Origin of the sequence: Chromobacterium rhizoryzae (genome assembly GCF_020544465.1) — a bacterium.
Lineage (GTDB): Bacteria > Pseudomonadota > Gammaproteobacteria > Burkholderiales > Chromobacteriaceae > Chromobacterium.
This window is the reverse complement of the sequence record NZ_CP066126.1, coordinates 2854727-2870258: the sequence shown is the minus strand read 5'-3', so window position 1 is coordinate 2870258 and position 15532 is coordinate 2854727. Positions and strand designations below refer to the sequence as shown.

Below are 15532 nucleotides of genomic sequence, written 5' to 3'. Positions count from 1 at the left end.
TACAAGCTCAGCCTAATCTACCGTGCTGGCGTAAATGACAACCTGGCTTTTAGGTTTTAATTTATTTGCTAATAAGACCTTGGCAGGCTTCTTCAAATAGCTTTACTGTACCAGTCTTTGTATTTATTTCTTGGCATACTTTTATGTTTTCCTCAGTCGGAGGGATAGATGCCTTTGAGCATGCCGCATATTTTTGCGGATGCCTTGTCTCACTTAGTGATGCGGTTTGATCCAGCTCTGCGATGCAGACTTCCGACATCATTTTGTCTTGTGGTAGGTTGTAATTAAAAATGGGTGCGTAAAATTTTCCTGCTACTACTTTAAACGTTACATCATAGTATCCTTGGAAGTTTCTTATTGACATGTTGGTTAGGTTTGGCGCAATGATTGCGGGAATCACATTGTCAAAATCCTGAAATGTAATTCTTACGGTTTTCTCTCCAGGCAGCATCCCGATATAAGGTCCAAATGGATGGCCGGGTGGAAAGTATGTCTTAATTATCTTACCGTCAATGTGAGTGGTCGTGATTGATGGACCATTAAAGTGTGCTCTGTTCAGCGGAGAGTAAATTGCAACTTCACTGTTGGGGCGAGTATTGCCACTGTACATGTTTGATATGTTGGTTGCACAGCCTGCTATGGATGTAACGGTTAATATTATTAGTATGGTTTTTAGCTTCATCATGGACAAAATATTTATTGATTGGTTGTGCTGTTGGGGTAAAGAAAATAAGCCGGTGGTAAATCTTCATTTTACGCAAGGTAGACATTGACGTTCAAGAAGAATTAGGGTGGTTTGTTGGCTTTTTGAGAATTGAAACCGAACTAACTTATCAATTCCCTTTCGGGCAAGTCGGCTTTCGAATCAGACTCGGGGTTTTAAGCTGCCGGTTGTTCGACGCGGGGCGACGGTAGCGCCCCGCTAGTTCCGACAGCTCTCCGAGTCTGATTTGAAAGACGAGGTTTTGAGTGCTGCAGGGACAGCCTGGGGTTGCAAGGGGATTGGCCGCGCAATCCCCTTGCCCGTCCGCTGGGCGGAACCGGCATGCCAAATATTATCCGCGAAGCGGATTCCAATGTGGGCGGTGCGTCAAGTAGTATTCATGCCTCATCATCGTTATTTAATAAAATTTGATGCAGTTGAATGCAACTGGCAATGCCTTCGCTAAGTAAAAAATCAGTACAAAAGATGAAATTAATACGGCAATCCACCCAGTGAGAGGTACTTTGTCTCGCCAGAAGCGAAATTGCTTTTCTTTGTTTATCCAGTCGATTTGGTATTGCCAAAAAAACTTATAATGAGCATACCAGTCGCTGAATAGTATTTGTTTGCTTATCGCTATGCTATAGTATTTGTTCTCGATTTCTTTCAAGGTTGCATTGTGCTTATCTAGCTCAGAGTCTTTGGGGTCTTCAATGCCATCTACCTCTCTGTAGAGGTCTCGCAATAAATTGAATAGTTTAGTTAATTCGGTGGCGGTTTTTTCATAATCGCTTTTTTTGGAATCGTAGAATGTAATATAGAGTCCAATAAGGCCAATAATTGTGAGGGCTGCAGAGAGATTCTTTGTCGATAGTTCATCATGTATCAGTGCGAAAATGCCAATGGCTAGTGAAAAGAAGCCAATGAAGCCTGGGATCTTATCAACGATATCGTAAGTAGCCCAGTGCTTTCTGCCACCAAAGCCAACGTTGTAGCCTGTCTCAGCAATGTTTTTTAATAGTTGATCTTTGGTCATAAATTCTCGCTGATTGGTACTTGAATGCTGTCTTTTGCAATGACCACATTATTTTTAATGATATAGCAATCCACGATATGATCCCCTTTGAAACTGGTGGACTCTTTAATTTCCTCACGGCCAGTGTCAAAGATTATTTGTCCTCTTATACAGTCTCTTCTTTGAGCCTCAGGTCCTTGATTTAGTACTTTCCACTTGATGGAATAATCGCCCGGTATCTCTTTGTTTTTGATGAAAAACTTTAAACTTTTTTTCGATTTTAGCGGGTGATTTAGATGTAAGATTTCACTTAGTAATCTCTCGCGGAAACCATTTTGTGAGACTTCACAGTCGATTGTCAGCGGGTATCGAATGTCAATAGGGTGCTGATCCTCGATGAATTGCTCGGTGTTGCTGAATGCAAAATTATTTGCAGACTCCATTGTGGCTTTGGTAACGCTGGATCGTGTGCTTGGAAAGTCTGAACCAAACACCTTTTTCCATTTGTCTCCTTCATTATCTTGGCCCGTAGCATTTATGGCTTCGCAGCAAAGATCATAGGCTTTCTTCGCAGGGCGCTGAAATTTTTGTTTTACTCTAACTCGTTGTTTACTGCCGAGAGCTAGGTAGTAGTCTTGACCTTGCAAGTTTGATGCGTATTGGAAAAAATCTCTGACCATGTAGTCATGATAGTTATAGCTTTTATTGTCGTATGCATCTGTGGATGCTAAGAAATTATGCGCTAGAGTGTCAATTAAGAGCCCGCCAATACCTACGCCGTGTTTGTTTTTCCATGCCCTTAGTATTTTGCATAGGTGGCGTAAGTTTTTATTCTTGTTGTCGATGAACTCTTTGGTTGCTCTTATTTCTTCTCTAGGTTTTGTTATTTTCCAACTGCCACCATTTTTGGTGTTGGGGTATTTGAAGCTACCATCTTCTAATTCGAAGACAGGCTGAACTTCGATATGAAAGTTAGTGTAAAGCACACAAACAACCAAGCGATCTACATAAATATTAGTTCTAGGGTACCTGGATTGAATGGCTTTCTTTGTGTCTGCAAGAAGTTTGGATTGTCCACCGTTTTTATTGTAGGTGTCCCATTTTGATGCAGGAACGATGTACACCATATCGAGATCGGAAATACCTTTGATGGCAGTCCATCTACCATAAGAGCCAACTTGCAAACTATTTGCGGTTTTCGATTCAGTATCTCTGAAATTCTTGTTAAGAGCAGCTGTTATTTCTCCGTAGCGATCCTCAATTTGAGTATGATTTTCAATGCGAAGATTGCCTAAGAAGGTTCTAAAGATCTCGGCTGTAGTCATGCTGTCTCTCCTGTTCAGAAGGTGCAATACTATTTGTGCGATATAAAGTCTAGTGTTCTTGGCCGCTTTTCTATGCTGAGAATGAAGTGACCTGAAAAGGTTTATGATGTTTTAATGAGGTCACGGATAATTCTATGTTGGCTTACTCTTCTTTCTATGAAAAAGGCCCTGAAGAAGCAGGGCCTTTCGTCACGCCAAGTAAGATTTCGTACTTTGGTGATCGGGAAGAGCAAATTTTGACTACAAAATTTTAACCTTTCCGATTTCCGACAATCTGAATCAATCCCAGCTCAATGCCCCGCCAGTCTGGTACTCGGTCACGCGAGTCTCAAAGAAGTTCTTCTCTTTCTTCAAGTCGATCATCTCGCTCATCCACGGGAAGGGATTGTTCACGCCGGGGTAGAGCTGGTCCAGGCCAATCTGCTGCATGCGGCGGTTGGCGATGAAGCGCAGGTATTCCTTGAACATGCTGGCGTTCAGGCCCAGCACGCCGCGCGGCATGGTGTCTTCGGCGTAGGCGTATTCCAGTTCCACCGCGTGCTTGAACAGTTCGGTGATCTCGGCCTTGAAGCTTTCGGTCCAGATTTCCGGCTGTTCCAGCTTGATGGTGTTGATCAGGTCGATGCCGAAATTGCAGTGCATGGACTCGTCGCGCAGGATGTACTGGTACTGTTCCGCCGCGCCGGTCATTTTGTTCTGGCGGCCCAGCGCCAGGATTTGCACAAAGCCCACGTAGAAGAACAGGCCTTCCATGATGCAGGCGAACACGATCAGGGATTTGAGCAGCTTCTGGTCGTTTTCCAGCGTGCCGGTCTTGAAGGCCGGGTCGCACAGTACATCGATGAAGGGGATCAGGAATTCATCTTTGTCGCGGATGGATTTGATTTCGTTGTAGGCGTTGAAGACTTCGCCTTCGTCCAGGCCCAGGCTTTCCACGATGTATTGGTAGGCGTGGGTGTGGATGGCTTCGTCAAAGGCCTGGCGCAGCAGGAACTGGCGGCATTCCGGGCTGGTGATCTGGCGGTAGGTGCCCAGCACGATGTTGTTGGCGGCCAGGGAGTCCGCGGTCACGAAGAAGCCGAGGTTGCGCTTGACGATGCGCATTTCGTCTTCGGTCAGTTGGCCGGTTTTCCACTGTTCAATGTCACGCTGCATGTTCACTTCTTGCGGCATCCAGTGGTTGGCGCATTGGGCCAGGTATTTTTCCCATGCCCATTTGTGTTTGAAGGGCACGAGCTGGTTGACGTCGGTGGTGCCGTTGATCACTTTTTTGTCCACCACGTTGACGCGGCCGGCGGCGTTGGCGCCCGCGGAGGGGGCGGCCGGTTTGGTTTCGATGGTGTCGTCAAAGTTCAGCATTAAGGGCTCCTGTCTGGATTTACTCCGCGTCCGGCGCGGTGATTTGGGGCGGCAGCGGCTGCTTGTCGCCAGCCAGGCTGGGGCTGAGCGGCAGGCTGCTTTTGCGCAGTATTTGTATCTGGCGCGGCGCGGCGGCGATTGCCGGCACCGGGTCCAGGTCCACGTGCAGGCTGCCCAGTTTGCGGTAGCCTGCGTCTTTGCCATTTTCGCCATGGCGGGCGATACAGAATGCGGTGGCGCTCATGAGCGGCGTCCTTTCAGAAGCGCAGCTGTTGGCTGAGGCGGTGGATCAGCTGGCGTTCGCTGCTTTCCTCCTGCTCCACCTGGCTGCCGCGCGGCTGCCGCAGCTTCAGCAGCTGGCGGTATTGCCGGTTGGCTTGTTCTATGTCTTGCTTGAGCAGCTCTATTTGCTGCTGCAGTTCTTCCGGCTGGCAGTACACCACCAGCGCGTCCGCTTCCACCCAGGCTTTGCGCCATACTTTCTGGCGCGGCAGGCGGCGGGCTTCGTTGAACAGGTCCTTCCATTCGCAGGGCGGGGCCTGGTTCAGCGTCAGGTACATATTGAACAGCACAAACTGCTTGTCGGGGTTGTGGGTTCTTTGTTCGCAAAACCCGTTGATCCGGATGTTTTCAAACGTTTGCATCTGACCTCCTGCTGAAGCCTGGCTTGTGGCGGCGGGGCCGTGGGCCTCGTCTTCCTGGAACCCGCTCAACACCCGCCGCGCTTGCTTGCTTGGCCTTGAGCTGTTTCCGTCGCCCGCATCGCGGGCCGGCGGCGTTTCCATCCCGAAGCCGCCTGAGGGCAAGCGGCTTGAGGCTGGGCGCTACTTACTGCTGCGGCGCGTCCTGGTACTGGACCAGGCCGTAAATCTTCCACTGGCCGTCCACCCGTTTCAGGTGGTAGCCGGTGCAGTATTCCCAGGCCGGCTGGTCCTGGCGCTGCACAATCCAGCGCACGCGGGCGCTGGCGGCGTCTTCGCCAAAATTCAGCACGCTGTCCAGCTGGTGGCTGGCGCTGAGAAAGCCCTGGCTGCGGTACCACGCCAGCAAGGCGGTGGTGGTGTCGCGCAGCGATGCCATGTCTTCCCAGCTGCTCAGGTCTCCCTGGTGGATGGCGGTGAAGGGCACGGTGAAGTGCGCGGTCACTTGGGGTACATCCAGCTGGCTGTAGCCAACGGCGTAGCTGTTGAAAAATTCCTCTATGTTCATCCGGTTTCCCCTGGTTTTGTGTGTGTGCGGCTTCCCTTGCCCTTACGGTCTGGCGCGGGTTGTTGCTGCGTTCCCCATTGGCCAGCCGTCTGGACGGGCAGGCGGCTGGCCAATGGGTGGGGCGGCCGGATTACGGGGCCATGTCACAGCCGGCTGTGTGCAACGGGCTGTGAGATGGAGCCTGGCCGGGGCCAGGCTGGGGGTTAAGTGCTTGTCGTTACTTACGGCGGTGATCTATTTCCTTGGCGACGCCTTTAAAAGGCTCTCCTTGCTTGCTGTCGATAAACTGACCATTACCCGTGTCTCGCTTCACCCAAGAGTCAGTTTTGGGGTTGTGAACCTGAGTCCGATCTTTCACAGAGCCTTGGCGATAGTCTTTGCCGGTATTTGTTGCCATTCGAGTTCTCCTGCCCAGTTGGATTGAAAAATACAAATGTCTAAATAACAAACGACTGCAATCTAACCTTTATTACCAAGTGCCCCGAAGCAACGGTGGGGCACTTGGCGTTTCACACCTTACTGGCAGCTCTCGCAATCCGGGTTGTCGATGCTGCAGAACTTGGCGTCGGTGGCCGGGGTATTGTCCACCATGGCTTCCGGAGCCGCGGCCGCTTGGCTGTGGCTGTTGGACACCGCGTTCAGCTCGCCGCCGCGGCCGGTGGATTTCTCGGCGCTGGTGGCGGCCAGGGTGCGCAGGTAGTAGGTGGTTTTCAGGCCGCGCAACCAGGCGTGCTTGTACAGTTCGTCCAGTTTCTTGCCGGAGGCGCCCGCCATGTACAGGTTCAGGGACTGAGCCTGGTCGATCCACTTCTGGCGGCGGGAGGCCGCTTCCACCAGCCAGCGCGGGTCCAGTTCAAAGGCGGTGGCGTAGATGGCTTTCAGCTCGGCCGGCACGCGGTCGATTTGGCCCAGGCTGCCGTCAAAGTATTTGAGGTCGGCTACCATCACTTCGTCCCACAGGCCGGCGGCTTTCAGATCGCGCACCAGGTATTCGTTGGTGACGGTGAATTCGCCGGACAGGTTGGATTTGACGAACAGGTTCTGGTAGGTCGGCTCAATGCTCGCCGATACGCCGATGATGTTGGCGATGGTGGCGGTGGGCGCGATGGCCAGGCAGTTGCTGTTGCGCATGCCGTGGGTTTTCACGCGTTCACGCAGCGCGTTCCAGTCCATGCGTTCGCTGCGGTCCACTTCCAGGAAGCCGCCGCGTTCGGCCGCCAGCAGGTTGATGCTGTCGTGCGGCAGGATGCCGCGGTCCCACAGGCTGCCCTTGTAGGACGGGTAGCGGCCGCGTTCTTCCGCCAGTTCGGTGGACGCCCAGTAAGCGTAGTAGGCCACCATTTCCATGGATTCGTCGGCAAACTCCACCGCGGCGTCGGAGCCGTAGGCCACGCGCTTCTGGTGCAGGCAGTCCTGGAAGCCCATGATGCCCATGCCCACCGGACGGTGTTTCAGGTTGGAGTTGCGAGCCTTCTTCACCGGGTAGAAGTTGATGTCGATCACGTTGTCCAGCATGCGCAGGGCGATGCGGATGGTGCGCTGTAGTTTTTCGGAGTCCAGGCCGCCGTCCGCCTTCAGGTGGGCGGACAGGTTGACGGAACCCAGGTTGCAGACCGCGATTTCGTCCTCATTGGTGTTGAGGGTGATCTCGGTGCAAAGGTTGGAGCTGTGCACCACGCCCATGTGCTGCTGCGGGCTGCGGATGTTGCACGGGTCCTTGAAGGTCATCCACGGGTGGCCGGTTTCAAACAGCATGGTCAGCATTTTGCGCCACAGGGACAGCGCCGGGATGCGCTTGTACACCTTGAGCTCGCCGCGCTCGCCCATGGCTTCGTATTCTTTGTAGCGCTTCTCGAAGGCCGCGCCGTACAGGTCGTGCAGGTCCGGGGCTTCGGACGGGGACAGCAGGGCCCAGTCCGCGCCTTCCATCACGCGCTTCATGAACAGGTCCGGAATCCAGTTGGCGGTGTTCATGTCGTGGGTGCGGCGGCGGTCGTCGCCGGTGTTCTTGCGCAGCTCCAGGAATTCTTCAATGTCCGCGTGCCAGGTTTCCAGGTAGGCGCAGACGGCGCCTTTGCGCTTGCCGCCCTGGTTCACCGCCACGGCGGTGTCGTTGACCACTTTCAGGAAGGGCACCACGCCTTGGGATTTGCCGTTGGTGCCCTTGATGTGGGAGCCCATGGCGCGCACGGAGGTCCAGTCATTGCCCAGACCGCCGGCAAACTTGGACAGCAGGGCGTTTTCCTTGATGCCTTCGTAGATGCCGTCCAGGTCGTCGGCAATGGTGGTCAGGTAGCAGCTGGACAGCTGGCTGCGACGGGTGCCGGAGTTGAACAGGGTGGGGGTGGACGACATGAAGTCGAAGCTGGAGAGCACGTTGTAGAACTCGATGGCGCGCTCTTCGCGGTTCACTTCGTTCAGCGCCAGGCCCATGGCCACGCGCATGTAGAAGGCCTGCGGCATTTCGATGCGGTTGCCGTCCACGTGCAGGAAGTAGCGGTCAAACAGGGTTTGCAGGCCCAGGTAGCCAAATTTCAGGTCGCGGTTGGCGTCCAGCGCGGCGCCCATTTTTTTCAGGTCGTATTCGCCCAGTTTTTCATCCAGCAGTTCGGCGTCGATGCCGTTCTTGATGAAGGTGGGGAAGTACAGCGCGTACTGCTTGGCCATTTCTTCCTGGCTGACGGCTTCGCCCAGGATTTCCAGGCGGATGTTGTTCAGCAGCAGGCGGGCGGTCACGTAATCGTAAGCCGGGTCCTGCTCAATCATGGAGCGGGCGGCCAGGATGGCGGATTTGTTGACTTCGTCTTCGCTGACGCCGTCGTAGATGTTCTTCAGGGTTTCGCTCAGGATGGCGTCGATATCGATGCCGGCCAGGTTCTGGCTGGCGGATTCGATGGTGGCGCGCAGGCGGGCGATGTCCAGCGGCAGCTTGCGGCCGTCTTTACGCACCACGTTGATCTGCACCTGGGTCAGCGCTTCGCCGCGGGCGGCGCGCTCTTGGGCGCGCTGTTCGCGGTACAGCACGTAGGCGCGGGCTACATCATGCTCGCCAAAGCGCATCAGAGACAGTTCCACTTGGTCCTGGATGTCTTCGATGTGGATGGCGCCGCCTTCCGGCTTGCGGCGCATCAGGGCGCTGGCCACTTGTTCGCTCAGCTGGGCGACTTTTTCGCGCAGGCTGGCGGAGGTGGCGCCTTGATGGCCCATGACGGCCAGGAAGGCTTTGGTCATGGCGATGGAGATCTTGACGGGCTCGAACGGCACCACCGCACCGTTGCGACGGATGGTTTTGTACTGGCTGAAATCGGCCTTGGGCGCGGCTGCGCGGCCGAGTTCTGCGGCGGTCTGCCCTTCAAAGGTGGTCAATTGCATGTAGCCCTCGATAAGGTGGGTGGTTGCGTCCTTCCGTTGCTGCGTTTCCCGAGGGGCAGGCCGGCTGTGGACAAATCTGTTGAAAAGCTGTGCGCGAGCTGTGGGTAAACACAATATGTATTGTTTGTAGCTCGCGGAACACCCAAATTCTAGTGTTGAGTATGGGGCAGTACAAGTCTTGACAGCGGAAGATTTAATGGCTGTTTTGGCGCGGACGAGGGGCGAAAGCCCGTGGTTGTTGGCTTTGCGGGGCCTGAGATTTTTTTTGGCCGGCCGACACATTTCACTCTGTAGGCAGGAAACCTTGCTGAAACAAGCCGCAGCGGGGAGGGCGGCGCGGGCCACTAGATGTTGTGGATTTGCATCAGGGCGCGGACGGCGTCGCGCTGGCGGAAATTGGTGCGTAATTGGTGTGTTGGGTTTTTGGCCTGTCCGACCGCGCGGTCAATAAAAAGCCCCGCGGGCGGCGGGGTTGTGGGGAGGGTGGCTTAGAACCTGTTTACGATCTGCTGCGCGTCGGCGATACGGCGTTGAAACCGGATTCGAAATGCTCATGTACCGTATGTACACTCCGCTTTCTCAGCCGTTTTCGCCTTGTCTCGCTCTTGCTCGCGAGATCGTAAACACGCTCTTAGATCGTAAACAGGTTCTTACTCCAGCCAGATCAGGCTGGCCATACGTCCGGTCTGGCCGTCGCGGCGGTAGGAGAAGAAGCGAGCTCGGTCTATCACCGTGCATTCTTCGCCGCCGTAGATCTGTTCCACGCCGGCGGCGTTCAGGCGCTGACGCGCCAGCGCGTAGATGTCGGCCAGGAATTTGCCGTCGCCGATATCGCTGAAGGCGGTCGCGGCGGCAGGGTCGCGTTCCATGAAGGCGGCGCGCACTTCCGCGCCCACTTCAAAGGCGTCCGGGCCGATGGCGGGGCCCAGCCAGGCCATCAGCCGCGCCGGGCGTTCCTGGCAGGCGGCCACGGCGGCTTCTATCACGCCCTCGCACAAGCCGCGCCAGCCGGCGTGGGCGGCGGCCACCACCGTGCCTTCGCTATTGCACAGCAGGAGCGGCAGGCAGTCCGCGGTCATCACCGCGCACACCGCGCCGGGCTGGCGGCTGAAGCTGGCGTCGGCGTCCGGCGGCTGGGCGCCCACCTCGGCCGCGTTCAGCACCGTCACGCCGTGCACCTGGTTCAGCCAGGCCGGCTCCGCCGGCAGTTGCTGGCGCAGCAGCGCGCGGTTGGCGGCCACGGCGGCCGGGTCGTCGCCCACGTGCTGGCCTAGGTTCAGGCTGTGGAAGGGCGCGGCGCTGACGCCGCCGTTGCGGGTGGTGATCAGGGTGCGCACATTGGGCGGCGCCGGCCAGTCGGCCTCCAGCCAGTCCGGCGCTTGTTCGGCGGGCAGCTCAGCGGACATAGATCACCTCCACGTCGCCGTCGTCTTCATCGTCCTCTTCGTCCCAATCCTCGTCTTCCGGCTCGTCCTGCAATTGCGGCAGCGGCGCGGCGTCGGCGGTGTCGCCGTCTCCGCGCAACACGTCCAGCAGGTGGCGCAGGTCGTCCGGCAGCGGGGCTTTCCAGTTGCGTTCTTCGCCGCTGGCCGGGTGCACCAGGGTCAGGGAGTAAGCGTGCAGCGCCTGGCGGCCCAGCGTCTTCACCACGGCGGCCACGCCTTCGTCCATCTTGTGGCGCAGGTTGCCGTAGACCGGATCGCCGGCCAGCGGGTGGTTGGCCTCGCGCATGTGCACGCGGATCTGGTGGGTGCGGCCGGTTTCCAGCTTGCATTCAATGTAGGAGTGACTGGCGAAGCGTTCCAGCACCCGCACATGGGTGATGGCCTGTTTGCCGCCAAACTTCAGCACGGCCATTTTCAGGCGGTTGTGCGGATCGCGTCCCATCTGGGTTTCTATGGTGCCGTCAAACGGCACGTTGCCGTCGGCGATGGCGCGGTAGATGCGCTTGACGGTGCGCGCCTGCAACTGGCGCACCAGCTCGGTCTGGGCCGGCAGCGTCTTGGCCACCACCATCAGGCCGCTCGTGTCCTTGTCCAGCCGGTGCACAATGCCGGCGCGCGGCACCTGGGCCAGCGCCGGGCAGTGGTGGAGCAGGCCGTTGAGCAGGGTGCCGCTCCAGTTGCCGGAGGCGGGGTGGACCACCAAACCGGCCGGTTTGTTGATCACCAGGATATGATCGTCTTCAAAGATGATGGGCAGGTCCATGGCTTCCGCCTGGAAGGCCATCTCCTCGTTGCTGCGCATCAGGGTGACGTCCAGCTTTTCGCCGCCCAGCACTTTGGTCTTGGGCGCGGCGGGTTTGCCGTCCAGCAGCACATGGCCGTCCTTGATCCATTGCGTCAGCCGGCTGCGGGAGTATTCCGGCATCAATTTCGCCAGCGCGGCGTCCAGCCGTTCGCCGCACAGCGACAGCGGAACATCAAGTTGTTGTGTAGCGGATACCTCGTTTTCCGAGATGTCGCTATAATCGTCCGGGTCAAAGTAAGGATCAGTCATGAAAAGATACGTTGTCGCTGCAATGTTGGTGATGGGGCTTGCCGGTTGTGCAACCACGGAAACCTACGATGAGACTCGCGGCTGGACCGTGGAAAAGCTGTATTCGGAAGCGCATGATGAGTTGAACAGCGGCAATTATACCCGCGCTGTCAAGCTCTACGAAACGCTGGAAGCGCGTTTCCCTTACGGGCGCTACGCCCAGCAGGCGCAGATGGACCTGGCTTACACCCATTACAAGGATAATGAGCCGGAGCAGGCCATCGCCTCCGCCGACCGTTTCATCAAGCTTCATCCCACCCATCCAAACCTGGACTACATCTATTATCTGAAAGGCTTGGTGTTTTACAACGATGATTCCGGGCTGCTGGCCAAATGGGCCGGTCAGGACATGAGCGAGCGCGATCCGCGCGCCGCGCGCGAGGCTTTCGCCGCCTTCCGCGAGCTGGTGACGCGCTTCCCCAACAGCATTTACAAGGAAGACGCCTCCAAGAAGATGGAGCGGCTGCTGGACGCGCTGGGCGGCAACGAGATGCACGTGGCCCGTTATTACATGAAGCGCGGCGCTTACCTGGCGGCGGCCAACCGCGCCCAGGGCGTGGTGAAGAGTTACGCCAACACCAAGTATCCGGAAGAGGCGTTGGGCATCATGGTGGCGGCTTACGACAAGCTGTCCATGCCGCAGCTGCGCGACGACGCCAAGCGCGTGCTGGCGCTGAACTACCCTAATAGCGAATACCTGAAAGAAGGCTGGTCCATCGAGGACATGCCGTGGTGGAAGCTGTGGAAGTAAGCCGACCTTAAATGGTTTGAAAGCCCCCGGAATCCGGGGGCTTTTTGTTTGATGTCGCGCAGGCGCAGCGGGGCAAGGGTTTGAGGGCAATGCCTGCGGGATGATATGGTTTCGCCCTTTAAGCTGATAATCATAATTAGTCATGTCCAAAACCTTCGCCTCCCTATTGGGGCTGGCCGTCTTGTGCGCGCCGCTTGCCGCCGCCGCAAAACCAGACTTCGTCCTATTGAAGGCGCGTTACCCGGAAAAGCTGTCCTACGACGGCTCGGCGCAGCTGCTGAGCGCCGGCGGCGGCGAACTGAACGATTCCGCCATGGGTTTGATCGACGCGCTCAAGCTGCGTTTTCCCTGGCATGAGCTGTGGGCGCTGCGTTCGGCCAATGGCCTGAGCTTGCGTCAGGGGCGCGCGGAGGCGGCCCTGCCTTTGCCCAAGGGCGGCTATTTCACCGCCAGCTATGTGGCGATGTCGCGAGACGGCCTGACCTTGGCTTTTGGAAGCGGCCGGGACGGCAAGCTGGAGGCGGTGCGCTGGCGGCGCGGCGGGACGTTGGAAACGCTGGTGCCTGCCGGCCAGGCCTGGCTGTCCGGCGTCACCGACATCAGCGCCGACGGCCGCACGGTGATTGGCTGGCTGCTGAGCGATAAAGGAGCCATGCCGCGCGGCTTCCAATGGGTGGAGGGCAAGGGCTTCAGCTTGTTGCCGGAGCCCATGAGCCTGCCGCTGGCGCTGAGCGCGGATGGGGCCGTAACGGCCGGCATCGCCCTGCGCGGCGATCTGGACACGCTGCGGCGGATGCGGCGCATGCAAGATTTCATGAACGAAAGCCCGCTGATGAGCGATGGCGCGGCGACTCAGCTGCATGTTTCCGGCGTCCATCTGGGGCGCGGCGATGTGGCCGGCTACTTCAAACATGCCGACTCCGGCGTGTGGCACGGCTTTGTCTGGAATCCGGACGAGGGCAAGCCAAGCCGGCGCGAACCCTTGCCGTGGCCGGTCGAGGCGGAAGGCAAGATGGATGACGCGCAGCGCGACGCGCAAGTGTTGGCCTGGGCCGGCATGAGCGGCGCAGACGGGAAGATCGTCACGGAAAGCGACGCCGTGCGTTGGCGTGCGGGCGAGGGCGTCAGCGTGATCCGCGCCAAGTCGGTGCTGGAGGGCTTGTCCGCGGACGGGCGCACGGTTTTTGTGTCCTTTGACCGGGAAAACGACCATAGGCGCGCCTTCGTGCAAATCTCGCCGGAGGGCGAGGCGGATCTGGAGGCGGCGGTGCGCGCGGAAACCCGCAAGGAGAGCCTTGGGATGTTCTTGCGTTCGGTTTCCGAGGATGGCCGCCGCGTATGGCTGAGCGCGTCCGCTACGGACGGAGAACACCCGCTGCGCTTGGAAAACGGCAAGCTGGCGCCGTTCTCGCCGGTGATCGGCGATCTGACGCTGACCGCTTATAGTCAGGACGGCCGCGTGGTGGCGGGCATCTCCACCCAGCCGGAGCAGGGCGGCTACGCGACTTTGCGCTGGCGCTTTGGCGCGCCCAAGACGCAGCGCCTGTTCTGCCCGGGCGAGGAGCGGAGCAGCAGCCACATCGTCATGTCCGGGGACGGCAAGGTGGTGGCCGCGGGGCAGGATACGCATACCTGCCTGTTCGGGCCTTTGGATTAAGACCCGGCTGGTGCTTGTCCGTGAGATCGCAGGCGTGCTTGATGGTCCGCGCCGCCTGTAAGCCCAATCCTTTGGGATGCCTTGGGTCAATTCGTTATGTTTTGTGAATATTCTGGTTTTTGAATGTTTCTTGCCATGGCTATGATTCTGGCTTGCGCGCCTCGATCGAGGGCGTGGCGCGTTTTAACCGACTATCAGGGTGGATGAAATATGAAACAGAGAGTGTTGGCGATTAGCCTGGCATTGTTTGCCGTCGGCGCAAGCGCGGCGGATTTCGAATGGCTGGACACGGGCTTGACGGATTGCACGGGGCGGGATGTGGGCAGCACCAGCGGCAGCGTTCCCGATAATCATTATGCGGCAAGCGGACTGACCGCCGTATGTTGGGACGGAAAGACGTATTCGAACCGCAATAGCCCCGGCGTTGCATTCTGCACCTATAAGAACATCAGCCGCGCCGCATGCGTCGGCGGCGTCAATACCGGCAAGGCGTACGCCGCGGCGCCCGTCAAGGAGTTCGCCTGGGAGGAGAAGGGGATTGGAGATTGCGCCGGTCGAGACGTGAACGCGAGTTATGGCTCCAGCTTGCCTTCCAAGGCGCTGGCCACGGCGGGAACGATAGCGGTGTGCTGGGATGGCAAGACGTACAACAACGTCAATAACCCCGGTCAGGCGTTCTGCACTTACAAATCGGCAACGGTGGAAAGCTGCACGGGCGGGCGCAACCCCGGTTGGGTGTACGCGCCGGCCAAGGTCGCCGCCATGAAGTGGCAGGCTGGCGGCATCGGCGACTGCACGGGGCAGGACTATGCGCAAACGGACGGCAAGACGCCGCATCCCAATTATCTGATCGAAGGCACGGCGGCCGTATGCTGGGACGGGGTGGAGCATTCAAACCGCAATGCGCCGGGGAAGGCGTTTTGCACCTATAAGACGGTGAAGTTGGAGCAATGCGCCGGCGGCCGGAATCCCGGGTGGATGTACTCGCCGGCTCGGGCGATCAACTGAAGGGGCGTTGAAAGACAAAGCGGCAGGCTGTCGGCCTGCCGCTTTTAGAACGTGTTTACGCTCTCGCGAGCTAAGTCGAAACGCGCAAAAAAACGGAATGTACTCGTGGTACATGAGCATTTTGAGCGGGTACTCACCGTGCAACGCTTCACGACGCGCTGCAGATCGTAAACGGTTCTTAGATTGCTTGTTCGTTGGTTTCGCCGGTGCGGATGCGCACCACTTGCTCCACCGGGGTGACGAAGATCTTGCCGTCGCCTATCTTGCCGGTGCGGGCGGTGGCGACGATGGTTTCGATGGCGCGCTCCACCAGGTCGTCCGGCAGGATCACTTCCACTTTCACCTTGGGTAAAAAGTCCACCACGTATTCGGCGCCGCGATAGAGCTCGGTATGGCCCTTCTGGCGGCCAAAGCCCTTGACCTCGGTGACGGTCAGGCCGTTGATGCCCAGCTCGGACAGGGCCTCGCGCACCTCGTCCAGTTTGAACGGCTTGATCACGGCTTCAACCTTTTTCATGCTGGAAGCTCCTTGCTGATGAGAAGAAATGCTGTCTAAATGCGGATTATTTTATTAAGCGGCGGACATCCGGGCAAT

15 protein-coding genes are annotated in these 15532 nt (G+C 57.5%); 3 read left to right on the top strand and 12 right to left on the bottom strand.

Annotated elements, in window-relative coordinates; genetic code table 11:
• Positions 1 to 61 precede the first annotated feature (61 nt).
• From JC616_RS13030 to rluD, 11 genes are all read right to left on the bottom strand, one after another.
• Complete coding sequence (locus tag JC616_RS13030; protein ID WP_227103448.1) at positions 62 to 685, bottom strand: hypothetical protein; 624 nt, start codon at positions 683 to 685, stop codon at positions 62 to 64.
• 436 nt (positions 686 to 1121) lie between these two features.
• On the bottom strand, positions 1122 to 1739 hold the full coding sequence (locus JC616_RS13025; protein WP_227103445.1) for an SLATT domain-containing protein: 618 nt from the start codon (positions 1737 to 1739) through the stop codon (positions 1122 to 1124).
• On the bottom strand, positions 1736 to 3043 hold the full coding sequence (locus tag JC616_RS13020) for a nucleotide-binding domain-containing protein (protein ID WP_227103443.1): 1308 nt from the start codon (positions 3041 to 3043) through the stop codon (positions 1736 to 1738). Before JC616_RS13020 ends, JC616_RS13025 begins: the two co-directional genes overlap by 4 nt.
• 279 nt (positions 3044 to 3322) lie before the next feature.
• The gene (locus JC616_RS13015; protein WP_048410338.1) at positions 3323 to 4402 is read right to left on the bottom strand and encodes a ribonucleotide-diphosphate reductase subunit beta; all 1080 of its coding nucleotides are present in this window, start codon (positions 4400 to 4402) and stop codon (positions 3323 to 3325) included.
• 19 nt (positions 4403 to 4421) lie between these two features.
• On the bottom strand, positions 4422 to 4646 hold the full coding sequence (locus tag JC616_RS13010; RefSeq protein ID WP_227103441.1) for a hypothetical protein: 225 nt from the start codon (positions 4644 to 4646) through the stop codon (positions 4422 to 4424).
• Positions 4647 to 4659: 13 nt separating this feature from the next.
• Positions 4660 to 5046 carry a hypothetical protein gene (locus tag JC616_RS13005; protein ID WP_019102819.1) on the bottom strand — a complete coding sequence of 129 codons (387 nt, stop codon included), beginning with the start codon at positions 5044 to 5046 and terminating at the stop codon, positions 4660 to 4662.
• A 184-nt stretch (positions 5047 to 5230) separates the two neighbouring features.
• Complete coding sequence (locus JC616_RS13000; RefSeq protein WP_107798793.1) at positions 5231 to 5611, bottom strand: hypothetical protein; 381 nt, start codon at positions 5609 to 5611, stop codon at positions 5231 to 5233.
• 217 nt (positions 5612 to 5828) lie between these two features.
• Positions 5829 to 6008, bottom strand: coding sequence for a hypothetical protein (locus JC616_RS12995; protein WP_227103439.1), 180 nt, complete (start codon positions 6006 to 6008; stop codon positions 5829 to 5831).
• 119 nt (positions 6009 to 6127) lie between these two features.
• A complete protein-coding gene (locus tag JC616_RS12990; RefSeq protein WP_227103437.1) occupies positions 6128 to 8983 on the bottom strand; it encodes a ribonucleoside-diphosphate reductase subunit alpha in 2856 nt (951 codons plus the stop codon).
• 650 nt (positions 8984 to 9633) lie between these two features.
• Positions 9634 to 10389 (bottom strand): peptidoglycan editing factor PgeF, encoded by a 756-nt coding sequence (gene pgeF / locus JC616_RS12985; RefSeq protein WP_227103435.1) that lies wholly within the window; start codon positions 10387 to 10389, stop codon positions 9634 to 9636.
• A complete protein-coding gene (gene rluD, locus JC616_RS12980) occupies positions 10379 to 11482 on the bottom strand; it encodes a 23S rRNA pseudouridine(1911/1915/1917) synthase RluD (RefSeq protein ID WP_107798796.1) in 1104 nt (367 codons plus the stop codon). The genes pgeF and rluD overlap by 11 nt, the downstream gene beginning before the upstream one ends.
• Between rluD and JC616_RS12975 the strand changes: the two genes are divergently transcribed.
• The 3 genes from JC616_RS12975 (at position 11481) to JC616_RS12965 (ending at position 14937) form a co-directional block, all read left to right on the top strand.
• Entirely contained in the window at positions 11481 to 12272 is a 792-nt protein-coding gene (locus JC616_RS12975) for an outer membrane protein assembly factor BamD (protein WP_107798797.1), read from the top strand. The genes rluD and JC616_RS12975 overlap by 2 nt on opposite strands.
• Positions 12273 to 12414: 142 nt before the next feature.
• The gene (locus JC616_RS12970) at positions 12415 to 13929 is read left to right on the top strand and encodes a hypothetical protein (RefSeq protein WP_227103433.1); all 1515 of its coding nucleotides are present in this window, start codon (positions 12415 to 12417) and stop codon (positions 13927 to 13929) included.
• A gap of 210 nt (positions 13930 to 14139) precedes the next feature.
• Entirely contained in the window at positions 14140 to 14937 is a 798-nt protein-coding gene (locus JC616_RS12965) for a hypothetical protein (RefSeq protein WP_227103431.1), read from the top strand.
• A 178-nt stretch (positions 14938 to 15115) separates the two neighbouring features.
• Here the strand turns inward: JC616_RS12965 and JC616_RS12960 are convergent, their stop codons facing one another.
• Positions 15116 to 15454: a P-II family nitrogen regulator gene (locus JC616_RS12960; protein WP_019100167.1), complete on the bottom strand. Its 339-nt coding sequence runs from the start codon at positions 15452 to 15454 to the stop codon at positions 15116 to 15118.
• Positions 15455 to 15532: the final 78 nt, after the last annotated feature.